This window comes from Mycolicibacterium sp. XJ2546 (genome assembly GCF_053483195.1).
Genome location: NZ_JBEFRW010000012.1, coordinates 1 through 25,843 on the forward strand (window position 1 = coordinate 1; position 25,843 = coordinate 25,843).

At 67.7% G+C, this 25,843-nt stretch carries 24 protein-coding genes; 20 read left to right on the forward strand and 4 right to left on the reverse strand.

Features of this window, described 5'->3' with window-relative positions:
• The first annotated feature begins 265 nt into the window (after window positions 1–265).
• Window positions 266–1,096, forward strand: a complete 831-nt coding sequence (locus ABQE44_RS18630; RefSeq protein ID WP_448394680.1) for an alpha/beta fold hydrolase — start codon at window positions 266–268, stop codon at window positions 1,094–1,096.
• A gap of 3 nt (window positions 1,097–1,099) precedes the next feature.
• Here the strand turns inward: ABQE44_RS18630 and ABQE44_RS18635 are convergent, their stop codons facing one another.
• Window positions 1,100–2,728: a flavin-containing monooxygenase gene (locus ABQE44_RS18635; RefSeq protein WP_448394669.1), complete on the reverse strand. Its 1,629-nt coding sequence runs from the start codon at window positions 2,726–2,728 to the stop codon at window positions 1,100–1,102.
• 131 nt (window positions 2,729–2,859) lie between these two features.
• Between ABQE44_RS18635 and ABQE44_RS18640 the strand changes: the two genes are divergently transcribed.
• From ABQE44_RS18640 to ABQE44_RS18665, 6 genes are all read left to right on the forward strand, one after another.
• Entirely contained in the window at window positions 2,860–3,174 is a 315-nt protein-coding gene (locus ABQE44_RS18640) for a 2Fe-2S iron-sulfur cluster-binding protein (protein WP_448394668.1), read from the forward strand.
• A 95-nt stretch (window positions 3,175–3,269) separates the two neighbouring features.
• Window positions 3,270–4,451, forward strand: coding sequence for an acyl-CoA dehydrogenase family protein (locus ABQE44_RS18645; protein WP_427055533.1), 1,182 nt, complete (start codon window positions 3,270–3,272; stop codon window positions 4,449–4,451).
• A 10-nt stretch (window positions 4,452–4,461) separates the two neighbouring features.
• On the forward strand, window positions 4,462–5,370 hold the full coding sequence (gene bphC / locus ABQE44_RS18650; RefSeq protein ID WP_427073682.1) for a biphenyl-2,3-diol 1,2-dioxygenase: 909 nt from the start codon (window positions 4,462–4,464) through the stop codon (window positions 5,368–5,370).
• Window positions 5,367–6,833 (forward strand): FAD-dependent oxidoreductase, encoded by a 1,467-nt coding sequence (locus tag ABQE44_RS18655; RefSeq protein ID WP_448431256.1) that lies wholly within the window; start codon window positions 5,367–5,369, stop codon window positions 6,831–6,833. Before bphC ends, ABQE44_RS18655 begins: the two co-directional genes overlap by 4 nt.
• Before the next feature lie 131 nt (window positions 6,834–6,964).
• The gene (locus ABQE44_RS18660; RefSeq protein WP_448431258.1) at window positions 6,965–7,792 is read left to right on the forward strand and encodes an IclR family transcriptional regulator; all 828 of its coding nucleotides are present in this window, start codon (window positions 6,965–6,967) and stop codon (window positions 7,790–7,792) included.
• Window positions 7,789–8,733: a LipP1 family hormone-sensitive lipase gene (locus ABQE44_RS18665; protein ID WP_448431260.1), complete on the forward strand. Its 945-nt coding sequence runs from the start codon at window positions 7,789–7,791 to the stop codon at window positions 8,731–8,733. The genes ABQE44_RS18660 and ABQE44_RS18665 overlap by 4 nt, the downstream gene beginning before the upstream one ends.
• Here the strand turns inward: ABQE44_RS18665 and ABQE44_RS18670 are convergent.
• Complete coding sequence (locus ABQE44_RS18670) at window positions 8,661–9,899, reverse strand: NADH:flavin oxidoreductase (RefSeq protein WP_448431262.1); 1,239 nt, start codon at window positions 9,897–9,899, stop codon at window positions 8,661–8,663. The genes ABQE44_RS18665 and ABQE44_RS18670 overlap by 73 nt on opposite strands.
• A gap of 100 nt (window positions 9,900–9,999) precedes the next feature.
• Between ABQE44_RS18670 and ABQE44_RS18675 the strand changes: the two genes are divergently transcribed.
• Both ABQE44_RS18675 and ABQE44_RS18680 read left to right on the forward strand, forming a co-directional pair.
• Window positions 10,000–10,341, forward strand: a complete 342-nt coding sequence (locus ABQE44_RS18675) for a hypothetical protein (protein WP_448431264.1) — start codon at window positions 10,000–10,002, stop codon at window positions 10,339–10,341.
• Window positions 10,334–10,948 (forward strand): Dabb family protein, encoded by a 615-nt coding sequence (locus ABQE44_RS18680; RefSeq protein WP_448431266.1) that lies wholly within the window; start codon window positions 10,334–10,336, stop codon window positions 10,946–10,948. The genes ABQE44_RS18675 and ABQE44_RS18680 overlap by 8 nt, the downstream gene beginning before the upstream one ends.
• 48 nt (window positions 10,949–10,996) lie before the next feature.
• Here the strand turns inward: ABQE44_RS18680 and ABQE44_RS18685 are convergent, their stop codons facing one another.
• A complete protein-coding gene (locus ABQE44_RS18685) occupies window positions 10,997–11,884 on the reverse strand; it encodes an SDR family NAD(P)-dependent oxidoreductase (RefSeq protein ID WP_448431268.1) in 888 nt (295 codons plus the stop codon).
• Window positions 11,881–13,779, reverse strand: coding sequence for a flavin-containing monooxygenase (locus ABQE44_RS18690; RefSeq protein WP_448431392.1), 1,899 nt, complete (start codon window positions 13,777–13,779; stop codon window positions 11,881–11,883). The genes ABQE44_RS18685 and ABQE44_RS18690 overlap by 4 nt, the downstream gene beginning before the upstream one ends.
• Before the next feature lie 123 nt (window positions 13,780–13,902).
• Here ABQE44_RS18690 and ABQE44_RS18695 point away from each other — a divergent pair, with 123 nt between their 5' ends.
• From ABQE44_RS18695 to ABQE44_RS18745, 11 genes are all read left to right on the forward strand, one after another.
• A complete protein-coding gene (locus ABQE44_RS18695) occupies window positions 13,903–15,495 on the forward strand; it encodes an acyl-CoA synthetase (RefSeq protein WP_448431270.1) in 1,593 nt (530 codons plus the stop codon).
• A 14-nt stretch (window positions 15,496–15,509) separates the two neighbouring features.
• The gene (locus ABQE44_RS18700; protein WP_448431272.1) at window positions 15,510–16,616 is read left to right on the forward strand and encodes a zinc-binding dehydrogenase; all 1,107 of its coding nucleotides are present in this window, start codon (window positions 15,510–15,512) and stop codon (window positions 16,614–16,616) included.
• A gap of 16 nt (window positions 16,617–16,632) precedes the next feature.
• Window positions 16,633–18,051, forward strand: a complete 1,419-nt coding sequence (locus tag ABQE44_RS18705) for an aldehyde dehydrogenase family protein (RefSeq protein WP_448431273.1) — start codon at window positions 16,633–16,635, stop codon at window positions 18,049–18,051.
• Window positions 18,048–18,827 carry a crotonase/enoyl-CoA hydratase family protein gene (locus ABQE44_RS18710; RefSeq protein WP_448431275.1) on the forward strand — a complete coding sequence of 260 codons (780 nt, stop codon included), beginning with the start codon at window positions 18,048–18,050 and terminating at the stop codon, window positions 18,825–18,827. The genes ABQE44_RS18705 and ABQE44_RS18710 overlap by 4 nt, the downstream gene beginning before the upstream one ends.
• On the forward strand, window positions 18,824–19,969 hold the full coding sequence (locus ABQE44_RS18715) for an acyl-CoA dehydrogenase family protein (RefSeq protein WP_448431277.1): 1,146 nt from the start codon (window positions 18,824–18,826) through the stop codon (window positions 19,967–19,969). The genes ABQE44_RS18710 and ABQE44_RS18715 overlap by 4 nt, the downstream gene beginning before the upstream one ends.
• The gene (locus ABQE44_RS18720) at window positions 19,966–20,988 is read left to right on the forward strand and encodes an acyl-CoA dehydrogenase family protein (protein ID WP_448431279.1); all 1,023 of its coding nucleotides are present in this window, start codon (window positions 19,966–19,968) and stop codon (window positions 20,986–20,988) included. Before ABQE44_RS18715 ends, ABQE44_RS18720 begins: the two co-directional genes overlap by 4 nt.
• Window positions 20,989–21,064: 76 nt before the next feature.
• Window positions 21,065–21,556: a nuclear transport factor 2 family protein gene (locus ABQE44_RS18725; RefSeq protein ID WP_427055518.1), complete on the forward strand. Its 492-nt coding sequence runs from the start codon at window positions 21,065–21,067 to the stop codon at window positions 21,554–21,556.
• 3 nt (window positions 21,557–21,559) lie between these two features.
• Window positions 21,560–22,411 (forward strand): SDR family oxidoreductase, encoded by an 852-nt coding sequence (locus tag ABQE44_RS18730; protein WP_448431282.1) that lies wholly within the window; start codon window positions 21,560–21,562, stop codon window positions 22,409–22,411.
• A gap of 40 nt (window positions 22,412–22,451) precedes the next feature.
• On the forward strand, window positions 22,452–23,243 hold the full coding sequence (locus tag ABQE44_RS18735) for an SDR family NAD(P)-dependent oxidoreductase (RefSeq protein WP_448431284.1): 792 nt from the start codon (window positions 22,452–22,454) through the stop codon (window positions 23,241–23,243).
• An 8-nt stretch (window positions 23,244–23,251) separates the two neighbouring features.
• Window positions 23,252–24,871 (forward strand): FAD-binding protein, encoded by a 1,620-nt coding sequence (locus ABQE44_RS18740; protein ID WP_448431286.1) that lies wholly within the window; start codon window positions 23,252–23,254, stop codon window positions 24,869–24,871.
• The gene (locus ABQE44_RS18745) at window positions 24,868–25,803 is read left to right on the forward strand and encodes an alpha/beta hydrolase (protein WP_448431288.1); all 936 of its coding nucleotides are present in this window, start codon (window positions 24,868–24,870) and stop codon (window positions 25,801–25,803) included. Before ABQE44_RS18740 ends, ABQE44_RS18745 begins: the two co-directional genes overlap by 4 nt.
• Window positions 25,804–25,843 lie beyond the last annotated feature (40 nt).

The window sequence follows — 25,843 nt, forward strand, 5'->3', positions numbered from 1 at the left end:
TCTTCTGCGACCCACCGCCCACCGCTCCGGACCCCGAGCATCTTTCGACGACGTCACGACAACATCGCCGATGACGTCTGGCTTTGCCATCGCGCTCCTCAGGACTGCGTGATCGGGCGATCGGATTGAACCGTCTCCCGAACGCAAAGGTTCGCACCGAACCACGGCGCCTCACACTGAGCGTCCCGCTTACCGGGAGAACCGGTCAGCGGAACATTCCACGGACGCGCCCGGGTGCGCATGGCAGGCTTGTCGTGTGACCAATATGCGTGAGATTCAGACGCCCTCAGGGACGTTGCGCTACTACGACACCGGCGCCGGCCCCGTATTGCTCTTCCTGCACGGCTCCGGTCCGGGGGTGACCGGTTGGCGCAACTTCCGCGGAGTGCTTCCGGTGTTCGCCGAGCACTTCCGGTGTTTGATTCTGGAGTTTCCCGGGTTCGGGGTCAGCGACGACTTCGGGGGGCACCCGATGGTCACGGCACAAAGTGCGGTCGCACCGTTCCTCGACGCGCTGGAAGTCGAGCGTGTCGACATCGTCGGCAACTCGATGGGAGGCGGTGTCGGTATCAACTTCGCGATTCACCATCCGGACCGCATCGGCAAGCTGGTCACGATCGGCGGCATCGGGACCAACATCTTCAGCCCCGGACCCAGCGAGGGCATCCGGCTTCTTCAGGAGTTCACCGAGGATCCGACGCGCCAACGCCTGGTCGACTGGCTCAACTCGATGGTCTACGACCAGTCGATTGTCACCGAGCAGCTCATCGAGGAACGCTGGCAGCTGGCGACCGATCCGGACACGCTCGCGGCCGCGCGGCGCATGTACGGCAAGAAGGCGTTCGCCCAGATGATGGCGATGATGAAGTCCGCCGATATGCCGATGCCGTGGGCGTTGATGCACAAGGTGGCGGCCCCGACGCTGCTGACCTGGGGTCGAGACGACCGGGTGAGTCCCCTTGATATGGCGTTGATTCCGATGCGCACCATCCCCAACGCCGAGCTGCACGTCTTCCCCAACTGCGGGCATTGGGCCATGATCGAGGCCAAGGAGGCGTTCGAAAGCACCGTGCTGGGGTTCTTGACGCGCCGTTGAGCGTTACGGCGCCGAGATCAGCTCGAACCCCTTATAGCCGGCGTCGGCCACCTCGTTGCAGATATCGAGGTACACGCCGAAACCGCCGATGAACAACATGAACCCACGCGGTTTGCCCGGCACGTTGGCGCCCATGTACCAGGAGTTCGCTTTCGGAAACAAGGTGGCTTCGGCGCGTCGGTCGCATTCGGCTACCCAGTTGTCCACCGCATCCGCCGTGGCCTCTATCGCGGCGTACCCGTGCGCGTCGAGATAGCCGATCGCGTCGGCGATCCAGTTCACGTGGGCTTCGGCGTGCAGCACCATGTTGGCCAACACCGCGGGTGCGCCGGGGCCCGACACCAGGAACAGGTTGGGGAAGCCGTCGACGCCGAGTCCCAGATAGGTGCGTGGCCCGTCGGTCCAGTCGTCGCGCAGCTTCTGCCCGCCGCGGCCCACGATGTCGATCTTGGCCAGGGCGCCCGTCATCGCGTCGAAGCCGGTGGCGAGCACGATGGCGTCCACGTCGTAGTGGGTGTCGGAGGTGTTGATGCCGGTCGCGTCGATGGACTCGATCGGTGTCTTGCGCACGCTGATCAGGGTCACGTGCGGCTTGTTGAACGTCTGAAAGTAGTTGGTGTCGGTGCAGATTCGTTTGGTGCCGATCGGATGGTCGTTAGGGATCAGCAGGTCCGCGACCTCGGGGTCGTCGATGACCGCCCGCACCTTCTCCTCGTAGAACTTGCGGGCCTCCTCGTTGGCCTCCATGTCGATCATCTGGTCGCTGAAAGTCTTGGAGAACAGCACACCGCCGAGCTGCCAACGTTTTTCGAATGCCTCCCGACGTTCTTCGGGGGTGGCCTCCATCGTGAGCTTGGGGTGGGCAACGTGCGGTGACCCGCCGCCGCTGCGCCACGACAGCCTGCGTCGCTCGGCGTACGTGGCCTTGATCTGTGCCCGCTCGTCGTCGGAGAGCGGCCGGTTGCCCGACGGCACGCTGTAGTTGGGTGTGCGCTGGAACACGTACAGCCGCTCGGCCTGTTCGGCGATCACCGGAATCGACTGGATACCTGAGGATCCGGTGCCGATCACCGCGACGCGTTTACCCGTGAAGTCGACGGTCTCGTGGGGCCAGTGCGCGGTGTGGTACAGCTCCCCCGCAAAGCTGTCCAGGCCGGGGAAGTCGGGGGTCAGCGCCGCCGAGAGCGGGCCGGTGGCCATGATGCAGAACCGGGCGCTGACAACGTCGCCGCGGTCGGTGGTGACCGTCCACCGCAGGGTCTCTTCGTCAAGCACGGCCGACGTGACCCGGGTGTTGAACGTGATGCCGTCGCGCAGTTTCAGCTTGTCGGCAACCCAGTTCAGATAGCGCAGAATTTCGGCCTGGGTGGCGTACTTCTCCGACCAGTCCCATTCCTGCTCGAGCTCGGTGGAAAACGAGTAGCAGTAGTCGACGCTCTCCACGTCACAACGCGCGCCGGGATAGCGGTTGTAGTACCAGGTGCCGCCGACTTCGGGGGCCGCCTCGAACACCGTCACCGACAACCCCTGGCCGCGCAGCTTGTGCAGTGCGTAGAGACCGGCGAACCCCGCGCCGACCACGACGGCATCCACCTCGACCACCGAACGCTGCGAACCCGCGGAGCTACTCACGGCGCCACGGTAGGCCGGTGGCGTCGCCGCTGCACGGTCGACGTCCCGGTCACCGGGCGGTTGGTGCGACTCTCTCCCGGCTATCGGGCACGCGCGTCGACAGTGCGCGAACCGCTGGACAGGATCGCCTCATGTCGCATCCCGAAGTGTGCCGCGTCCGCGTCGACGCGACGGTCCACGTCGACCTGGACGGGACGCGCCATCGGCTGCGGTGGCCATCGGACAAGACCCTGGTCGATGTCCTGCTGGAGGCCGGGCTCGACGTACCGCACTCGTGCCGCGAAGGCCGTTGCGGATCGTGTGTTGCCACGGTGGTCTCGGGAGCCGTGGACATGGGCGCGGGCATGGACGCGGGCGCTGTGCTGCAGCCCGACGACCTCGCCGAGGGCCTGATCCTCGGTTGTCAGGCGCACCCGGCCAGCGCCGAATTGCACATCGAATATTGAGCTGAATCCAGTCCGCTGAACGGGATTACCGCCCGAACGGCGATCGACTGCGGTAGACCATGAATCAGTCCACCCACAGATAGGACCTTTTGAAGATGAGCGAGCGCGTACTCGACCGGCTGATGGAGCTGGCCGACCAGTTCAAGCAGCAGGCTGTCGAGGCCGAGAAGATCGGCCAGTTGCCGGACGCCACGGTCAAGAGCATGAAGGCCATCGGCTCGATCCGCCTGCTGCAACCCGAGTCGCACAGCGGATACGAGGTCCATCCGCGCGAGTTCGCCGAGACGGTGATGGCCACCGCTGCGCTGGATCCGTCCGCCGGCTGGATCAACGGCGTGGTCGGGGTGCACCCCTATCAGATCGCCTACGCCGATCCGAAGGTCGCCGACGAGGTGTGGGGCGATGACGTCGACACCTGGATCGCCTCACCGTATGCGCCCCAAGGAGTGGCCAAACCGGTGGACGGCGGCTACCTCTTCAATGGCCGCTGGCAGTTCTCCTCCGGTACCGATGCATGCGACTGGATCATCCTCGGCGCCATGCTCGGCGATGCCGACGGCAAACCGCTGATGCCACCGCAGATGCTGCACATGATCCTGCCCCGTAGCGACTACGAGATCGTGCCCGACTCCTGGGATGTGGTGGGTTTGCGCGGCACCGGATCCAAGGACGTCATCGTGCGCGACGCGTTCGTGCCGCAGTACCGCACGATGGACGGCATGAAGGTGATGGACGGCACCGCCCAGCTCGAGGCCGGCATGACCAAGACCCTCTACAAGATGCCGTGGTCGACGATGTTTCCGCTCGGGATCAGCTCGGCCACCATCGGGATCTGCGAGGGCGCGCTGGCCGCGCACCTGGACTATCAGCGGGAGCGCGTCGGCGCCAGCGGCACCGCGATCAAAGACGATCCGTATGTGATGCATGCCGTCGGCGAGGCGGCCGCCGACATCAACGCCGCGCGCCAGGAGATCCTGGCCAACGTCGACCGCATCTACGACATGGTCGACGCCGGCAAGGAGGTGTCCTTCGCCGATCGGGCCGCCGGTCGGCGCACCCAGATCCGCGCGGTGTGGCGCGCCGTGATGGCGGTCGACCAGATCTTCGCCCGCTCCGGCGGTAACGCGCTGCGCATGGACAAACCACTGCAACGGTATTGGCGCGACGCCCACGCGGGACTGGCCCATGCCATCCACGTGCCGGGCACCGTCTATCACGCCTCGGCGTTGAGTTCGCTGGGTGTCGATCCGCAGGGTCCGCTGCGGGCCATGATCTAGAAGGGCCGCCATGAGTGATCTGAAAAGCCTTGGATACGTGAAGGTTCAAGCCACCGACATGCAGCGCTGGCGCCACTTCGCGTTCGGCGTGCTCGGCTTCGCCGAAGGCTCTGGCCCCGACCCGGACGCACTGTATCTGCGCATGGACGAGCGCGCCGCGCGCATCATCGTGGTGCCCGGCGACGTCGACAAGATCGTCACCGTGGGCTGGGAGGTGCGCGACCACGCCGCGCTCGAACGGGTGAAGGCCACGCTGACCGGCGCCGGGATCGCGGTCAAGGAACTGTCATTGCAGGAGGCCGACGCGCGCCGCGTGGAGGAAGTGCTCGCGTTCGACGATCCGGCGGGCACGTCGACCGAGGTGTTCCACGGTGCGGTGCTCGATCACAGCCCTGTCGTCACACCGTTCGGCGCCAGGTTCGTCACCGGCGACCAAGGGCTGGGCCATGTGGTGCTGCCGGCGCTGGATGTGCCGGGGCTCTTCGAGTTCTACACCGAGACACTCGGTTTCAAGTCCCGCGGTGCGTTCCGGGTGCCGACACCACCGGAGTTCGGTCCGCTGCGGGTGCGGTTCCTCGGGATCAACGAGCGCCACCACAGCCTGGCGATCTGTCCCGCGATGACGTTGCGCGACCCCGGGTTGATCCACCTGATGGTGGAGGTGGACAGCCTCGACACCGTCGGGCAGGCGCTGGACCGGGTGAACAAGGACGGCTTCCAGTTGTCCTCGACGCTGGGCAGACACACCAACGACAAGATGGTGTCGTTCTACGTCCGCGCACCCGGCGACTGGGACATCGAGTTCGGCACCGACGGTATGCGGGTCGACGAAACGTATTACACCGCAGAGGAGATCACCGCGGACAGCTACTGGGGCCACGAGTGGGTCAGCGACCTGCCCGCAGCGATGCGCCCGTGACACCCGACGCCGAGGTCACCCCGGTTCCCGCCGCGTCGATCACCAGCTGGGACCACGAGGCCGACGTCGTGATCGCCGGATACGGCGTGGCCGGCGCCGCCGCCGCGGTGGAGGCGTGCCGCGCCGGTGCCGACGTGCTGGTGCTCGAACGCACCGGCTCGTGGGGCGGCGCCGCGTCGATGGCAGGCGGCTTCATCTATCTCGGCGGCGGCACCGCGATCCAAAAGGCCTGCGGTTTCACCGATTCCGTCGAGAGCATGGCAGCGTTCCTCAACGTCGCGATGGGCCCCGGCGCCGACGAGAACCGCATCGCCGACTACTGCGCGGGCAGCGTCGGCCACTTCGACTGGCTGGTCGACTGCGGGGTGATGTTCAAGCCGGAGTTCTTCGCCGAACCGGGCTGGGAGCCGATGGGCGACGAGGGCCTGATGTACAGCGGCGGGGAAAACTCCTACCCGTTCAACACGATCGCCGACCCGGCGCCGCGCGGACACGTGCCGCAGATGTCAAACAAGAAGCAGGGCGAGGCCAGCGCGGGTTTCATGCTGATGAAGCCGCTCGTGGAGACCGCCACCGCGGCGGGCGCACGGGCGATCTATGACGTGCGAGTGCAGCGCCTGGTCGTTGAATCCGACGGCCGGGTGGTCGGCATCTGCGCGCGCCAGTACGGCACCGACGTCGCGATCCGCGCCCGCCGCGGCGTGGTGCTCGCCACCGGCAGCTTCGCCTACAACGACGCCATGGTGGCGCGGTACGCACCGCGCATCGCGGGCCGCCCGGCCGCGTCCATCGAGCAGCACGACGGCCAGGCGATTCGGATGGCGCAGGCGCTCGGTGCGGACCTGGCGCACATGGACGCCACCGAGGTGGCCATCTTCATCGACCCGCAACAGCTGGTGCGCGGCATACTCGTCAACGCCCGCGGACAGCGCTACGTCGCCGAGGACACCTACCCGGGCCGGGTCGGACAACTCACGCTCTACCACCAGGACAACACCGCCTACCTGATCATCGACGGCGACGCGCAGGACGAGGCGATGGCCTCGTTGTCGCCGCAGTTGATGTTGCGCCCGCCGACGTGGGTGTGCGAGACCGTCGCCGAACTCGAACACGAAATCGGCCTCGCCCCAGGCGCATTGCAAGCAACCGTGAGCGCCTATAACGAGGGCGCGCAACGCGGTGAGGATCCGCTGTTGCACAAAAAGGCGCAGTGGCTCAAACCGATCGGCTCGCCGGTGGGCGCCATCGACCTGCGCGAGAGCACCGGTGGCTTCACGCTGGGCGGGCTGCACACCACCCTGGACGGCGAAGTGCTGCACGTCGGCGGCGCGCCGATCCCCGGGCTGTTCGCCGCCGGCCGATGCACGGCCGGGTTGGCCGCCTGGGGCTACGCCAGCGGCGTGTCCCTGGGCGACGGCAGCTTCTACGGCCGCCGCGCCGGCTGCGCCGCCGCCAAGGCCTGATCCCGTTTCTGACGTCGCTTCCGGCCGTGAACGCGGCCACTTTTGTCGTTTCGTCGTGAGATCAACCACAGCCTGCTATATTTCTATTAGTCATATACCGACTAGAAACATTTGGTCGTCTCGGAGGACACATGGCAACGAAAGTCGAACCGTCTACCCCCAGTGCCGTCATCGACCGGGTCTCCCTGGTCCTCGACGCGTTCGACGGGCCCGGCCGGTTGACTCTCGCTCAGATCGTGCGCCGCACCGGCCTACCGCGGTCGTCCGCGCATCGCATGCTCGAGCGGCTGGTCCAGTTGCGGTGGCTGCGCCGCAACGGCCGCGACTACGAGCTGGGCATGCGGCTCGTCGAGCTGGGTTCGCTCGCGGTGCACCAGGACCGGCTGCACCGCGCGGCGATCCCGCTGCTGCACGACCTGCACCGGGCCACGGGCCTCGTCGTGCACCTGGCCGTGCTCGACGGCGCCGACGTCGTGTACCTGGAGAAGATCGGCGACCGGATGACCGCGGCCATCCCGACCCGGGTGGGCGGACGCCAGCCCGCGCACTGCACCGCGGTCGGCAAGGCCGTGCTGGCATACCGCCAGGACGACGTCGACGTCGATCTCACCAACCGCAAGACCCGCTATTCGATCGGCACGCCCGCCCAGCTGACCGCCGAGCTGGCCAAGGTACGCGGCCGCGGGGTGTCCTTCGACCGCGAAGAGTCGCTGCCCGGCTTCGGATGCGTGGCCGCACCCATCGGTGGCCCCGGCGAAGCCGTTGCGGCCGTATCGGTTTGCGGCCCGATGAACCGGATGATGTTCGACCAGCGGCTGGCCGCGCCGGTCCGCATGACCGCGATGGGCATCTGGCGCAACGTCGAAGACGGGCCTCAACGGGTGGCGCCCACCCTGCAGCCGATCCGGCCGCTGCGCGCCGTTTCGGCACGCGAACCGGCTACCCTGCAGTACGCATGAGCCTGGATCCACAGATCGCCGGTTACCTCGAGGCGCTCGACTCCGGATTTCCCGCCGTGCACACGATGACGGGCGCGGAGGCCCGAGCGGTCATCAAGTCACGGTTCGTCCCGCCGCGCCAGCCCGAACAGGTCGGCGCGGTCGCCGATGAGATCGTGGCTGGGCCCGACGGTTCGATTCCGGTGCGCATCTACCGACCCCTCGGGGCGAGCGGTGCACTACCGGTTCTCGTGTACGCCCACGGCGGCGGCTGGGTGTTCTGCGACCTGGACAGCCACGACGGGTTGTGCCGGGCGTTCGCCAACCTGCTAGGCGCCGTGGTGATCTCCGTCGATTACCGGCTGGCGCCCGAGCACCGCTGGCCGGCGGCCGCGGAGGACGTGTACACGGTGACGCAGTGGACGGCGCAGCGCGCGGACGCACTCGGCGTCGACCCGGCACGGCTGATGGTCGGTGGTGACAGCGCGGGCGGCAACCTGGCGGCCGTCACCGCGCTGATGGCCCGTGACCGTGGGGGCCCCGTGATCTCGGCCCAGTTGTTGGTGTACCCGATGATCGCCGCCGACTTCGACACCCGCTCGTATCAGCTGTACGGACGCGGCTTTTACAACCCGCGTCCTGCGCTGCAGTGGTACTGGGACCAGTACGTCCCCTCCCCTGCCGACCGCAGCCATCCGTACGCCTCACCGCTTTTCGCCGACCTGCAGGGTTTACCGCCGGCGGTCGTGGTCATCGCCGGCCACGATCCGTTACGCGACGAGGGCGTCGCGTATGCAGATGCGTTGACCGCGGCCGGCGTGCACACCGTGCAGTGCCACTACGAGGGGGGCATCCACGGGTTCATGACGATGGCGATGCTGGATTTGGCTCAACGGGCCCGCGCCGAGTCCTGCGCCGCACTGTCAGCGCTGCTGGCCGAGACGGCGGCGGGCACCCCGTAACGCTGCTCCGGGTCCAGCACGCAATGTGTGCGGCCGAAGACGGTCACCATGCATTTGTTGTTGTGTGTGCAGCGACTTTTCGTGTCTGGGTCGGCGATCATCTTGTTGACGAGGTCGGGTTCACGCAGCAGCGCACGGCCCATCGCCATCAGATGAAAGCCCTCGCGCATACCGGTCTCCAGATGCGCGCGGTTGGTGATGCCGCCGAGCAGGATCAGTTTGGTGTTGCGCATGACCGGAACGAACTGCCGTGCGGCGTCGAGCATGTACAGGTCCTCGTACGGGTAGTCCCCCATCGCCCATTTACCCGCCAGCCGCACTCCAGCGCGCATGCCGCGCGGCATGACTTCGGCGAACTCCTTGACCGGAACGTCGCCGCGGAACAGGTACATCGGTTTGAAAACCGAAGATCCCTGGGTCAATTCGATGGCGTCGAGTGTGTTGTCGGCATCGAGCAGCTGTGCGGTGCGCAGCGCCTCGTCCACCCAGATGCTGCCGGGCAGCCCGTCGTCCATGTCGAGTTTGGCGATCACCGCGATCGACGTACCGACCGTCTCCCGCACCCGCGCGGCGATCTCGCGCACCAGCCGCGACCGGTTGTCGATGCTGCCGCCGTACTCGTCCTTGCGGCGGTTGATCAGCGGACTCAGGAACGAACTGGGCAGGTAGAGATGGCCGAAATGCAGTTCGACGGCGTCGAACCCGGCGTCGACCGCGACCTGCGCGGCGCGCCCGAACTGGTCGATGACCTCGGCGATTTCGGCGCGGGTGATCGCCCGGCAGTACGCCATCGACGACGGGTTCACGAACCTGCTGGGGGCCACCGGTGTCACAGCGGTGAGCTTTTTGGGCGCGACCACGCCGGCGTGACCGAGTTGCGCCGAGATCGCCGCGCCAGCATCGTGAACGGCGGCGGTGAGCCTGCGCAGGCCGGGCAGCGCGGCGTCGCTCATCACGATTTGTCCTGGCGCGCTCGCACCTTCCGGTGACACGCAGCAGTATGCGACCGTCGTCATCCCCACGCCGCCGTCGGCGTAGGCCCGGTGGAACTCGATCAGGTCATCGGTGACCAACCCATCCGGGGATCGTCCCTCCGAGGTCGCGGCCTTGACCACGCGGTTGCGCAACGTGACCGGCCCAAGTCGAGCGGGGGCGAAGGGGTCCATGGCACCACGATGCCGTCCGAGTCGGCTATCCGAATGGATCTTTCCCGATGGATGGGAGCGGATAGCGCCCTGCCCAGCCGCTCGAAATATCGTCGGGCCCATGGGCGCCGTCTACGTCATCGACCGCGTCATCACCCGGCCCGGCTGCGCGCACCGGTTCGTCGACACCTACCTGGCCGAATACGCGCCAGGGGCCCGGGATCGCGGCATGACGCTGCGCAGCGTGCTGGTCAGCCCGCCGATCTGGTTCGAGGATCGATCCAACGTCGTCACCGTGACCTGGACGCTGCCCAACCCGCGGGCCTGGTGGGAGATGACGTGGAAAGGGCGGCCGGACCCGTCGCTGGGCCAGTGGTGGGACGGCATCGCCGAGCTGATCGTGGAGCGGACCCGCGACGTCGCGGCCGCGGCAGACGACGTCGACGGGCTGGGCGATGTTTAGCGTGACGCGGTTGCTCACCGCAGAAGAAAAAGACCGCGACCGGTTGGTGCGCGCGATTCGCACCGCCGCATCGGAAACGGGCGTCGCGCACGCCGTCGTCGAACCGACCTTGCCCGGATCCCGCAACGGCGGCGACATCCTCGCGCATCTCCGGTTCACCGACCGCGCCCAGTGGGACTGTGCCGCAACGCGATTCGAGGGCATCTTCGAGGACCCGGCGGTCCACCACGTCGACGGTGTGACGTATTCGGGCACCATGACCGTCTCGGAGCCGTCCACGCCGGCCACCGTCTACCGGACGCTGCTGCTGCGGGTGGCGCCGGGCACATCCGATGCCGTCGTCGAACGCTTCGAGGCCGACCTGGAGCTCATGCCGCGATATGTCGACACGATCACGGCGTGGCAGCTGAGCCGCGTCGAGTCGGCGATCGGCACCTCGCCGTGGACCCATGTGTTCGAGCAACGCTTCGTCGACGCCGACGGCCTGATGGGTCCCTACCTGATGCACCCGATTCACTGGGCCTACGTGGACCGCTGGTTCGACCCGGAATGCCCCGACGTCATCGTGCGCGACCGCGTCTGCCACAGCTTCTGCCGCTACGCGTGATTTCGGTGCGCAAACCATCGCTGAGCGCAGGTTTGGGCACCGAAATCACTACATGCCGGCCGGTTTGATGTTCGGGTTGGCCGTGGCCGGCGGTTCCAGCGGCGGCAACACCGTGCGGCCGTCGAGGCTGTGCACCGACAGCTTCTGCGACCACGGATAGTGCAGGCTGAACGCCACCAGCCCGGTGCGCTCGGCGGCCGGCAGGTGACACATCGCGAGCACGGTTTCGGCCAGGTACTCCACCGGTTCGGTCGGAAACGTCTCGGGTATCAGCGATGAGGCGCCGGGGGTGCGGATCGCGGTGGACGGTCCGACGCAGTTGACGGCGATGTTGGCGTCGAGCAACTCGGCCGCCACCCCCTGGGTGAACCGGTGTAGTGCCGCCTTCATCGACGCGTACACGACGTCGCCTGAGGTCTTGTTGTACTCCCGGTAGGGCCGCACAGGCGCGACGCCAGTGACCGACCCGATATTGACGATCCATCCGGCACCCTGTTTCCGCATGTGCGGGATCGCCGCGCGGGTCAGCACGAACGGGACGCGAAGGTAGTGCTCGACCGTGCGGTCGAACGTCTCCATGTTCATGCCTTCGACGAGGGCATAGTCGGCGAAACCCGCGTTGTTGACCAGGATGTCGATGCGCCCGGTGCGATCGAGAACCTCGTCCACCAGGTCTGCGCGTTGCTGCGGATCCTCCAGGTCCGCGGCGATGCCGATGGCCGTGCCGCCGGCGGCCTCGATCAGCTCGATGGTCTCACCGATGGTGCCCGGCAGTTCCGTCGCTGCCGCGCCCCGTACCGACGTCGACGGCTGATATGAGCGCGCGGTCACCACCACCGTCGCCCCTTCGGCCGAAAGACGTTGCGCAACAGCGCGACCTATCCCCCGGCTGCTGCCGGTGACCAATGCCGTTCTGCCGGCAAGACGTTTGCTCATGACAGCGTGAAGTGGTCTTCGACGGGAGCGCGGTGCTGGTGCCACACGTCGACCAACCGGTACGGCGAGGCCACCACCACCCGACCAGAACCCGAACGGTAGTAGGTGTGGGCATTGGGGGTGTGGCACCACACCGTCTGCGACATCGTCTCGTCGATGTCGGCCACATACTCCTCGTACGCTTGGCGGGTCACCTCCATGGTGGTCGCGCCGCGCAACGCCATCAGCTGCAGGCACTCGATGATGAAGTGCGCCATCACCTCCATCGAGAAGTTCGCACCCGCACCGTGGCCGGGGCTGTAGTTGGGTGCGGAGTTGATGAACAGGTTCGGGAACCCGGGCACCGTGCCGCCGCGGTAGGCCCGTGGGCTGTCGCCCCACTCCTGCTGCAGGGTGTGCCCGTCGCGGCCGCGGATATCGATGGTGGACAGGAAGTCCAGGTGATATCCGGTGGCGTAGATGATCACGTCGAGATCGATCTGCCGACCATCCTGGGTGACAATGCCTTTCGGGTTCACCTGGGCGGGTTCGGCGGCCTCCACGTCGACGTGGTCGCGGGTCAGCGCCGCATAGTAGCCGCCCGGGTCGCGCACGATCCGCTTGCCGTACGGCGCGAAATCCGGTGTGACCTTCTTCGCCAGTTCGGTTCCCTCGCCGAAGGTCTGGTTGATGTAGTCCAGACATATCTGCAGCAGCACGTCGTTGGCCGGGGAGATGGACAGGTTCTTTTCGGCCCATTGCGGATCGCGCACGATGACCGGGTAGTTGTTGTCCGCGGTGCCCCAGTAGGACTTGAGCCGATGCCAGTTCGCGTAGTACGGCAGGTGGTGGCCCAGGAAGCGGCGATGCTCGGGCACGTCGTCGGTGAGCCGTTTGCGCGGCGCCACCCAGTGCGGCTGGCGCTGGAACACGGTCAGGTGCTCGACGTCGTCGACGCACGCGTCCACGATCTGCACCGCGGTGCAGCCCGCACCGATCACCGCCACCCGCTTGCCTGCCAAGTCCAGCGACGGATCCCACAGTGCCGAGTGAATGCTGGTGCCGGCGAACGTGTCTCGGCCGGGCACGTCCGGCCAGCGCGGACGGTTCAGATAGCCGGCCGCGGTGACCACCACCCGTGCGTAGCTCACCTCACGCTTACCGGCACGGTCGACCGAATGGATCTGCCACTGGCGGCGATCCTCGTCCCACCACAGCGCCTCCACCTCGGTGCCGAACCGGGTGTGCTGACGAAGGCCGTGCTTGTCGGCCAGGGCCACCAGATACGCCTGATATTCCCCGCCTTCGGGGTAGTAGCTGGTCCAGTCCGGGTTCACTTCCCGCGACAACGAGTAGTAGGCAGAGGGGGTGTCGACGCCGATGCCCGGGTAGGTGGTGGTCAGCCAGGTGCCGCCGACTTCGTCGTTGCGGTCGAAGATCTGGTAGCTCACCCCGGCGTCGGCCGCCGACAGCGCGGTGATGATGCCAGCCAGCCCGGCACCGATGATCGCCACCGTCATCGTTTCCGGAATCGGCACTGTGCGCGGCAGGGTCGGCTGCGAAAGTTGAAAGCCGCCCTGCTCGAGCAGCAGCGGAACGAACTCGTCGTCGACGTCGGAGCCAAGCGCGACGGGCAGCAGCCGGGTGAACAACTGCGGGTCGTCGGCCGCCAGCGCGTCCGGTGCCCGCGGTGTGTCCAACGCGTCGACGATCGCGCTGATCAGTGCCGCCATGGTGTCGGCGTCGGTGACGCCGGCACGTTCGGGGGGATCGGGTACGTGCGAGATGGCCGGTGCGAACCGGTCGGCCACCGTCGGATCGCCGGTCAGCTGCGCCAGCACCGCCACCAGCACCCCGGGGTCCGCCTGGCGCAGGTGCGCCCTGAGTTCGGCCGCATCGACCGGTACTCGCGTCATGGCTTGCGCATCAGTCGTCACACCGACGAGTATCGGCGCGAACCGGGCGGTTGGACATCGGGTGGCCTACTGAGCGGGACACCAACCGGCCGGGACCGGCCGTCCCGGCCTACGCTGCGGCTCATGCAACGGTCGCAGGATTTGAACGCCGTGATCGCACAGGCGCGCAGCCACAGCGTCGGCGATATTCCGCGTCGGTCGGCCCGTCGACACCCTGACAAGACCGCCATCATCGACGGCGACCGGCAGTTGAGCTTCGCCGAATTCGACCATGTCGTCGACCGGGCGGCGGCTGCGTTGCACGACAACGGGTTTCGGCCGGGCGACCGGTTGGCTCTGTTGTCGCGCAACTGCTGGCAGTACGCGGTGCTGGCGTTCGCGACGGCGCGCGCCGGGGTGGTGCTGGTCCCGATCAACTTCATGCTCACCGCCGATGAGATCGCCTACATCCTCGGCCACTGCAACGCCACCGGGTTCGTCGTCGAGGCCGACCTCACACCGACCGCCGAGCAGGCCATGAGGTCAGGTGGTGCGGTCACGACCACCGCGGCGCTGATCCCGCCGGGGCAAGCGGCGCCGCCGGGATGGGACGACTTCGCGCAGTGGTTGACCACCACCTCGCCCGCACCGACACCGCACATCGACGATGACCAACTGCTGAGGCTGATGTACACCAGCGGTACCGAGTCGCGCCCCAAAGGGGTCATGCACTCCAGCCGCAGCCTGATCTGGCAGTACGTCAGCACGATCGTCGCCGGCTCGATGTCCGGCGATGACGTCGAGGTCCATTCGTTGCCGCTCTACCACTGCGCGCAGTTGGACAACTTCCTTGCCACCGACATCTATTTGGGCGCCACCAGCATCATCGTGCCGCGGCCCGACCCGGATCTGGTGCTGCGGGCGATCGAGCGTCACGGCGTCACCAACTATTTCGCCCCGCCGACGGTGTGGATCTCGCTGCTGCGCTCACCGGTGTTCGACGAGGTGGACCTGTCCAGCCTGCGTAAGGGCTACTACGGCGCGTCGGCGATGCCCACCGAGATCCTCGCCGAGCTGCGCCAGCGGCTGCCGGAGCTGCGGCTGTGGAACTTCTACGGCCAGACCGAGTTGGCGCCGCTGGCCTCGGCGTTGGGACCGGACGAACAGGATGCGCACGCGGGCGCGGCCGGACGGCCGGTGGTCAACGTGGAGACGACGATTCTCGACGACGCCGACAACCCGGTGCCCGCCGGTGTGGTGGGTGAGATCGCGCACCGCAGCCCGCACTTGATGCTCGGCTACCTCGACGACCCGGCCAAGACGGCGGATGCGTTCCGCGGCGGCTGGTTTCATTCCGGCGACCTCGGCTACTACGACGAGCACGGGCTGCTGCACGTGGTGGACCGCAAGAAGGACATGATCAACACCGGCGGCGAGAACGTCGCCAGCCGGGAGGTCGAGGACGTGTTATACCGCCACGCCGGCGTCGAGGAAGTCGCGGTGTTCGGCCTGCCGCATCCCGTGTGGGTCGAAGCCGTGGCGGCAGCGGTCGTTCCTCGTGCCGGTGTCGTGTTGACCGCCGACGAGCTGCTGAGTCACTGCCGGGAACACCTGGCCGGGTTCAAGACACCCAAACAGGTCTTCTTCGTCGACGCGTTACCGAAGAACCCGAGCGGAAAACTGCTCAAACGTGTGCTGCGCGAACGTTTCCGCGCCGAGCAGCACACCCCTAACTGAACCGAGAGGAACCAGTGTTCACAGGACGGATCGCACGATTCGACGAACCGCGCAAGCCGTTCGAGATCGAGACGGTCAGCCTGCCCGAGGTGGGGCCGGGCGAGATCTTGATCAAGGTGAGCCGCACCAACATCTGCGGCTCTGACGTACATGCCTGGCACGGCACCTTCGCTACCGGCGGGCTCGGCGGCCAGTTGCCCACGGTGCTCGGCCACGAGATGGTGGGTGCGGTGGCGGCGCTCGGGGACGGCGTTTCCGCGGACTCCAACGGCGCGCCGCTGACGGTGGGCACCCGCGTGGTGTTCCCGTACTTCTTCGTCTGCCATACGTGCCGAAACTGCCTGGCGGGTCGGCGTAACGCCTGCCTCAACCTGAAGATGGCTATGCTGGGCCGCGCCGACGAGCCGCCGTACTTCGTCGGAGGCTACGGCGACTACTTCCTGCTGCCCGCAGGCGCGGTGCTGTACACCGTGCCCGACAGCCTGCAAGACGATGTGGCGGCCGGTGCGAATTGCGCGCTGTCGCAGGTGATGTACGGGCTGGAACGGGTCGACCAGCAGCTCGGTGAGTTCGTCGTGGTGCAGGGCGCCGGCGCGTTGGGCCTCTACGCCGTGGCGGTGGCCAAGGCCCGCGGTGCGGCCCGCGTCATCGCCGTCGACGGGGTGCCGGAAAGACTCGAGCTGGCACGGGCTTTCGGAGCCGACGAGGTGATCGACATCAACGAAGCGGCGACGGTGAAGGACCGGATCAAGATCGTGCGGAACCTGACCGACGGACAGGGCGCCGACGTGGTGGTCGAGGTGGTCGGTCACCCCGCGGCGATCGACGAGGGCCTGAAAATGCTGGGCCAGTTCGGTCGTTACGTCGAAATCGGCAACATCAACATCGGCAAAACGTTCGAATTCGACCCGTCGCGGTTCGTGTTCGGCAACAAGACGATGGTCGGGGTGTCGCTGTATGACCCTGCCGTGCTGTCGCGGGCACTGACGTTTCTCGAACAGCACCAGGACAGGCTGCCGCTGAAACGCCTTGCCGCCGCACAGTATCCGCTCGACGACATCAACGTCGCGTTCGCGGCCGCGGAGGCCAAAAGCGACGTGCGCGCCAGCATCGTTCCCTGATCGCCTGAGGAGATCCATGCACGACTACACCCGTAAAACGCTGTTCATCGACGGGCAGTGGGTGACGCCGTCGGCAGGCGACGTGATCGAGGTCGTCGACCCCGCCACCGAGAACGTGATCGGCTGCGTGCCCAACGGAACGGCCAGCGATGTGGACGCGGCGGTGGCCGCCGCCCGCCGCGCCTTCGATCCGCTGATCACCCTCGCCGAGCGACGTGACCGCCTGGCCCGCGTCATCGCCGCGATGGAAAAGCGGCTACCCGACATCGCCGAGACCATCAGCCGCGAGATGGGCGCCCCGGTGCGCGTGGCGCAGGGCGTTCAAACCAAGGTTCCGCTGGCGGTGGCACGCGGGTTCGCCGACGTCCTCGACTCCTTTGAATTCGAAGAGCGCGTGGGTAACGCGTTGGTGCTGCGCGAGCCGTACGGCGTCGTCGGCGCGATCACCCCGTGGAACTACCCGCTGTACCAGGTGGTGGCCAAGGTGCTGCCCGCGATCGCGGCGGGCTGCACCGTCGTGCTCAAGCCGAGCAACGAGGCCCCGCTGTCGGTGTTCGAGTTCATCGAAGCGGTGGAAGAAGCCGGACTTCCCGGCGGTGTGGTGAACCTGGTGTCGGGCCGCGGATCCGTGGTGGGCGAGCGCATCGCCTCGCATCCCGACGTCGACGTGCTGTCGTTCACCGGGTCGACCGCTGTGGGCCGCCGGGTCGCCGAGCTCGCCGCCGGATCGGTGAAGAAGGTCGCCCTCGAACTGGGCGGCAAGTCCGCCAACGTCATCCTCGAGGGCGGCGACCTGACCACGGCGGTGAAGGTCGGCGTGGGCAACGCGTTCCTCAACAGCGGGCAGACCTGCATGGCGTGGACCCGGATGCTGGTGCCGCAGTCGCGCTACGACGAAGCCCTCGAACTGATCGCAGCCGCCGCCGCCAAGTACACCGTCGGCGACCCGTCCGATCCCGACACCCGGATCGGCCCGCTGGCCTCGGCCGCGCAATTCGACTCCGTGCGCGGGTTCATCGACCGCGCGCGCAGCGACGGCGCCCGGCTGCTCACCGGCGGATCAGAATCGGTCCGCGACGCCGGCTACTACGTCGCCCCGACCGTGTTCGCCGACGTCGATCCCGACTCCGAGTTGGGCCAGGAGGAGGTGTTCGGGCCGGTGCTCGCCGTGATCCCGTTCCGCGACGAGCAGGACGCCCTATCCATCGCCAACGGAACGCCCTACGGGCTCGCGGGCGCGGTGTGGGGTCCCGACCTCGACACGGCCATCTCGTTCGCCCGCCGCGTGCAGACCGGACAACTCGACATCAACGGCGGCATGTACAACCCGGTGGCTCCGTTCGGCGGATACAAGAAGTCCGGTGTCGGCCGGGAGCTCGGCCGCGCGGGGTTCGAGGAATTCCTGCAGACCAAGTCCCTACAGTTGCCGTTATGAGCACACCGCTGAACATCGCCGCTCACGGTGCGACGCAGACGTGGACCATCGATTTGCCCGAGGTCGGCAACGCGATCACCGACAAGGGTTTCATCGGGGCGTTCGAGGCCGCCGTCGACGCGGCCAACGCCGACATCGACGTGCGCGCGGTGGTCCTGACCGGCGCGGGCAAGATCTTCTCCGCGGGCGGCAACGTCAAGGAGATGGCCGATCGCACCGGAATGTTCGGCCTCGACGCCCTCGACCAGCGGCGTGCCTACGTCGACGGAATCCAGCGGATACCGCGCGCACTCGGTCGCCTGGAGGTCCCGTTGATCGCCGCGGTCAACGGTCCCGCGGTCGGGGCGGGCTGCGACCTGGCCCTGATGTGCGACATCCGGGTGGCCTCCGAGCGGGCCTCGTTCGCCGAGAGCTTTGTGCAGATCGGCATCATCCCGGGCGACGGCGGCACCTGGTTCCTGCCGAGGGCGATCGGCTACGAGCGCGCCGCAGAGATGACGTTCACCGGCGACCGCATCGATGCGGCCACCGCGTTGGAGTGGGGCATGGTCAGCCGCGTCGTGCCGCACGACGACCTGCTCCCCGAGGCGCTCGCGCTGGCCGACCGGATCACGAAGAACCCGGCGCACGCGCTGCGGATGGCCAAACGTCTGCTGCAGGAGTCGCGGACCGGCTCGCTGGACTCCACGCTGGCCATGCCCGCGGCGATGCAACCGCTGGCCCACCGCGACCCCGAGCACGAACAGCGCATCGACCGGTGGCGGACCGTCCGGTGACGCTCCCCCGCCTGGTGCCCCCCGCGGCCGTCGACGCCACCGCGACGGCGGCCCTACGAACCGAGGTCCGCGAGTTCCTCGCCGAGCAACGCGCCGCGGGCGCGTTCACGCCGTCGGTCGACGCGTGGCTGACGATGTGGGACGAAGACTTCACCAAAGCACTTGCCGCGCACGGTTATCTCGGCATGACGGTGCCGGTCGAGTACGGCGGGCACGGACGCTCGTTCGTCGAGCGGTTCGCGGTGACCGAGGAACTCCTCGCTGCCGGCGCACCGGTCGCAGCGCACTGGATCGCCGACCGGCAGATCGTGCCGTCGCTGCTCAAGTACGGCACCGAACTGCAGAAGACGAAGTTTCTGCCGCAGATCACCCGGGGCGAGTGCTTCTTCGGCATCGGTATGAGCGAACCCGACTCCGGTTCCGATCTGGCCAGCGTGCGCACCAAGGCGGTGCGGGTCGACGGTGGCTGGTCGCTGTCGGGCACCAAGGTGTGGACCTCGGGTGCGCACCGCGCGCATGCGTTCATCGCGCTGGCCCGCACCGCGCCGGTCGACCCGGACAACCGGCACGCCGGGCTGAGCCAGTTCATCGTCGACCTGCGTGGGCCGGGCGTCGACATCCGACCGGTCGTCTCGATGAACGGCGCACACCATTTCAACGAAGTGATCCTCGACGACGCGTTCGTGCCCGACGACATGGTGTTCGGCGAGATCGGCGCGGGCTGGCGTCAGGTCACCTCGGAGTTGGCCTTCGAGCGCAGCGGACCCGAGCGGTTCCTGTCCACGTTCGTCTTGCTCAGAGCGTGCGCTGACAACGCTGCGGCACAACAGGTCCCGCGCGACCCAGGGATCGGTCGCCTGGTCGCCAGAGTCGCCGGCCTGCACCAGATGTCGGCCGCCGTCGCGGGCGCGCTGGAGCGACATGAGCCTGCCGATGTGCCGGCGGCGGTGGTCAAGGTGCTCGGCACCACCACCGAGGGCGACATCGCCGACTTCGCCGACACGCTGGCCGACGCCACCACGGATCCCGCTCTCGCCGAACTGATTTCGAGGGCCGTGGATCAGCGGCCCGGCTTCACGCTGCGCGGCGGCACCAACGAGGTGTTGCGCGGTGTGATCGCACGAGGGTTGGGACTGCGATGAACACACTGTCGGCCGTCGATCCGGCGCTGGTCGAGATGATGGGCGCGGTCTTCGCCGAGCACCGCGAAGCCCACCCGCCGGCGAACACAGTCGCACGAGACACCGAGTTGTGGCGGCGCCTGGACGATTTGGGCCTGGTGCGCCTGACCGGCGCCGAGGAGTCCGGCGGCAGTGACGCGAGCTGGTTCGAGGCCGCCGAACTGCTCGCGGCCGCGGCGCGCAACGCGGTGCGAATACCGTTGGCCGAACACGACCTACTGGCCTGCTGGCTGCTCGAGGCGAACGGGATGGGCAGCGACGATGCGGTGCGCACGGTGTGCCTGCTCGGTGACGACGGAACCGCAAGCGGTGTCCCCTGGGCGGCGAGCAGCGACCGGGTGGTCGTCGTGTGGCGCGACGGCGACGACCACCGCGTCGCCGACGTCGACGCCGCGGCACTGGCGATCACGCCCGGCACCAACCTGATCGGGGAACCCCGCGACACCGTCCAGGCCGACGTCGCCGCGCTCCACGGTGTCCCGGTGGACTCCGGGCTGGTCGAACAGTTGTGGCTGAGATCGGCGCTAGTGCGGGCGATCCAGGTGTGCGCGGCGCTCGACACGATCGTCGCGTCGTCGGTGGAACACGCCGCGTCACGGGTCCAGTTCGGTCGGCCCTTGTCCCGGTTCCAGGCCGTCCAGCATTTGATCGCCGACCTTGCGGCCGAGGCGGCGCTGGCCCGGGCGGCGACCGAGTCGGCGTTGACGACAGCGGTCGGCAGTAGTTGGGCGGCGACGAACCTGCGCTTTCGCGTCGCGGCGGCCCGATCGTGCGTCGGCCACGCCGCCTCGGTCGTCGTGCGCAACGCCCATCAGGTGCACGGTGCCATCGGCACCACCCTCGAACACCGGCTGCACGAGTTCACCCGCGCCGCGCTGGCGTGGCGGTCGGAGTACGGGTCGGTGCGCTACTGGGACGAGCAGGTGACCGACGCGGCGCTGGCCGCCGGCGCGGACGTGTGGACGCTGATCACCGACTGAGCAGCCGGGCGAGCGGTGTTCCACTCAACGGGCACCGCGGTGCCAAGGGCAGCCCGCCGGAGGTTGACTCGCTGCCATGAGCAACGACATCACGCTGTCGGAGGTCCAGGAGTTCATCGCCGGCTTCTGGTACCACTACGACCAGGGCCACTTCGACGAACTCGGCGCCCGCCTCGGCGACGAGATGGAGTACCTGAGCCGATCGGACTCGGGCAACTGCCCGTTCGAAGAGCTGCTGGCCGCCGAGTTGCACGGCAAAGCCGAGACGTTGGCGTGGCTCACTCAACACCGCAACGAGAACCCCTATCCGCTGCGTCACCACGCGACCAACATCTTCCGCACCGGCGTCGACGGGGCCGTCACCACCGTCCGCTTCTACCTGTACGTCAACCAGGTCACCAACAACGTCCCGTTCGACGTCTCCAGCGGCGTGGTCGACGTGGGCATCCGGCGGGCCGAGGGCGGCGGGCTGGTCTTCACGTCGATGACCGTGATCCTCGACGCCGAGGATTCCATCCCGTTCGCCGAGCACGCCGCCAAGTCCGCGACTGCCGCGACCGGTTCCTAGCCGGTGGACGCACGGGCGACCTTCGGCGGTGGTGTCGCGGTCATCACCGGCGCCGGCAACGGCATCGGTGCGGGGCTGGCGCGTCACGCCGCCGCGCTGGGCATGACCGTAGTCCTGGTCGACGTCGACACCGAGGCCATCGCCGCGTTGGGTCGGGAGCTCCCCGGCTCCGTGGCCGTCGTGTGCGATGTACGCGAGCCAGATGCACTCGAAAACGTTGCCGCACAGGTCTACTCGGATGTCGGCCCGGTACGGCTGTTGGTCAACAACGCCGGGGTCGAGCAGTTCGGTTACCTCTGGGACACCCCGGTCGCCAACTGGGACCGGTTGGTCGACATCAACGTCAGCGGGGTTTTCTACGGGATTCGCGCGTTTCTGCCCCGCATGATCGCCGCCGAGACCCCGGCGTGGGTGTGGAATCTGTCGTCGATCGGCGGGGTCGTCGCGGTGCCGTTGCAGACGCCCTACATCATGAGCAAGCATGCGGTGCTGGCGCTGACCGAATGCCTGCGCCTGGAGGTGGAACTGGCCGGGCACGCCGACCGAATCTGCGTGCAGGCGGTGCTGCCGGGGGCGGTGCGGTCCAACATCTTCGAAGCGGCCGGTGGGGTCGACGACGGCGACGTGGGGGCGGCCGAATCGCAGCGGACGGCGATGCTCGACATCAAGGCCGAGGCGATGGATCCGCTCGAGGCGGCGCGTGTGGTGTTCGACCAGTCGGCCGTCGGTGAGTTCTATCTGCTCACCCAACCCGACTATGTCGGAAACGCGATGGCGGAGCGGGCCGAAGTGCTGGCGCAGCGCCGCGCGCCGGTGTTGCGCACCAAGCAGCGATTCGATCCCGCGCAGCAGTGACGGCATCCGGCTGAAAGAAGGTCGCTGAAAGAGGGTTGACGTGCAGATCGCCGACAGGGTGTTCGTAGTGACCGGCGCAGGCAACGGAATGGGCCGGCAAGTCGCGCTTGGCCTTTCCCGCCGAGGCGCCCGCGTCGCGGCGGTGGACCTCGATGCCGTCGGGCTGGCCGGCACGGCTGAGCTCGCGCGCAAGATCGGGACCCCGGTGTCGACCCACGTTCTCGACGTCACCGACGACGAGGCCGTCGCGGCACTGCCGCACGTGGTGACAGAGGCGCACGGGCGGGTCGACGGGCTGGTCAACATCGCGGGCGTGATCCACCGATTCGCGCCGTTCGCCGAGCTGCCCGCGGCCGAGACGGACCGCATCATGGCCATCAACTTCGAAGGCACGGTGCGCATGTGCCGCACGTTCCTGCCCACGCTGCTGGCGCGTCCGGAGGCGAACCTGACCAACATGTCGAGTCTTTCCGCGCTGTTGCCGTTTGCCAGCCAAACGCTGTACAGCGCGAGCAAGGGCGCGGTCAAGCAGTTCAGCGAAGGCCTTTACGCCGAACTGTGCGACACCAACGTCCATGTGATGACGGTGTTTCCGGGCAACATCGACACCAACCTGACGGGCAACTCCGGGGTGCAGATGCTCGACGCCGGCGGCAAGAGAGTCCGTTCCACCAGCGCCGTGGCCGCGGGCGACAAGATCGTCGACGGCATTGCCGATGACCGGTTCCGCGTCCTGATCGGCACGGATGCGCGGGCTCTCGACATCCTGACCCGACTGTCGGCGAAGCGCGCCACCCGGTTGGTCGCCAAACAGATCAAGTCGGTCCTGTGAGAGTGAACATGCCAACAACAACTGAGTACGACGTCATCGTCGTCGGGTTCGGGGCTGCCGGTGCCGCCGCGGCGATCGAGGCCGCCGACCGCGGCGCACGCGTGCTGGTGCTGGACCGCGGATACGGTGGCGGGGCCACCGCGCTGTCGGGCGGAATCATCTACGCGGGCGCGGGAACCGCCGAACAGCGGGCCGGTGGATACGACGACACCGTCGAGGACATGCGGGCCTACCTCGAGCAGGAGGTCGGCGACGCGGTCAGCGGCGAGACGTTGCAGAGGTTCTGCGAGCAGAGCCCGGAGCTGATCGACTGGCTCAAGAAGCAAGGGGTGCGGTTCCGCGGCGGTCCGGTGTCGGCGTACAAGACGTCGTATCCGACCGACGACTTCTACCTGTACTACTCCGGAAACGAAAAAGCCCATCCCTACTCGCTGCACGCGCGTCCCGTACCGCGCGGCCACCGAGTGCTGGCGCCGGGTATGAGTTCGGGCAAGGTACTGTTCGAGCACCTGCGCCGCTCGGCGAAAGCCAAAGGCGTCGAGTTTGTTCCGTTGTGCCGAGTGCACGAGCTCATCGCGGACGGCGACGGGCGCATCCGCGGGGTTCGCTACCGCGCGATGCCCGCGAATCATTCCCACGCACGTCGACACCGGGTGCTGACCAAGCTCACCGGAAAGACCGGCACCTGGCTCCCAGGTCTGGTCAAAGGCGCGGTCGACCGTGCCGAAAGGCTCTGGGCCGATGCCGCCGAAGACGGTGCCGCCCACGCCCGCGCCGTGATCCTGGCGGCCGGTGGCTTCGTGCACAACCGCGACTGGATGGCCGAACACGCGCCGGAGTTCCTCAAGATCTCCCCGCTGGGCACCCCCGGCGACGACGGCTCGGGCATCGCCCTGGGCGTCGCGGCCGGCGGCAGAACCGACAAGATGGGCAACATCACCGCCTGGCGCTTCCTGTCGCCGCCGAGCGCGTTCCTGGAAGGCCTCACCGTCGGCCGCGACGGCAGGCGCATCGCCAACGAGGACCTCTACGGCGCCACCCACGGCAACGTGATGATGCGCGAGTTCGGCGGCACCGGATGGGCCGTCTACGACGCCCCGACCTGGCGGAAGGTCAAAGACCAGATCGGTGAGCAGACACAGCTGTTCCAGCGCCTGCAGCTGATCTACCTGTTCACCGTCGGGCACAAGAAGGCGTCGACGATCGAGGGCCTGGCCGCCAAGAACGGGATCGATCCGGCGGGGCTGCGTCGCACCGTCGACGACTACAACCACGGCATCTCCAGTGGCGCGGGCGATCCCGCGCACAAAGAACCGGACCTGTGCCCGCCGCTTCTGACCCCGCCGTTCTACTCGATCAACATCTCGGCGGACTCGTCGATGTTCTATCCGATCCCCGGGTTGACGCTGGGCGGCCTCGTCGTCGACGAACGCACCGGCGAAGTCGCTCATCGGGACGGCGGGACGGTGGCCGGTCTGTACGCCGCGGGCCGCAACGCGATCGGCATCTGCTCCAACAGCTATGTCAGCGGGCTATCCATCGCAGACTGCATCTTCAGCGGGCGACGCGCGGGCGCACACGCCACCCCCACGCTATGGTCGGCCTCCGGGGACCGAGATCAGCCGTGACGCAGTACCGTCTGGACCCCGACGCCGCCGAACGCGTCGCCGCCTTCGGGCCGATTCCACCGATGCGGCAGCGCGGTCTGAACGAAGTACGCCGGGGCATCGAATCCGCGCCGCACCCCGACGACATGCCGGAGATGGTCGAGGTCGAAAACCGCGCGATTCCCTGTGCGGGGGGAGCCATTCCGATCCGGATCTACCGGCCGACCCTCACCGACAGCGCCCCTGTCCTCGTCTACTTCCACGGCGGCGGAATGGTTTTGGGATCCAACCACTCGTTCGAACCACTCGCCCGCGCACTAGCCGTACACAGCGGCGCCACGGTGGTGTCGGTCGAATACCGGCTGGCGCCCGAAGCGCCGGCGCCTGCGCAGTTCGAGGACGCCTATGCGGCCACCTCATACGTCGGGGCCCACGCCGGCGAACTGCGGATCGATCCCCGACGGTTGGCCGTCGTCGGCGACAGCGCGGGCGGCTCGTTGGCCGCGGCGGTCGCGCTCGCCGCACGGGACCGCGGCGGCCCGGCGATCTGCTGTCAGGTGCTGATGTATCCGGGTCTGGACCGCGACATGACCTGCACATCGATTGTCGACATGCCCGACGCGCCGATGCTGTCCCGCGACGACATCGACTACATGCACGCACTCGCCGACCGCGACGTGCGCATTCCGCCAGACCAATACCGTTTCCCCGCAATGGCAACCGATCTGACCGGGCTGCCGCCGGCCGTCGTCGTCACCGCCGAATACGATCCGATCCGCGACTGGGGCGAGCGGTACGCGCTTCGGCTACGCGACGCCGGCGTGCAGACCACGATGACCCGCTATCCCGGCATCTACCACGGCTTTCTGATGCGCTCGGAGGCCACGGCCAGGGGCCGGTTGGCAATCGCCGAGATCGGTGCGCTGTTGCGCGCGAAACTCGCCACCTCCTAGGGCGCGAGCAGCCACCTCCTAGGGCGCGAGCAGGCGCAAA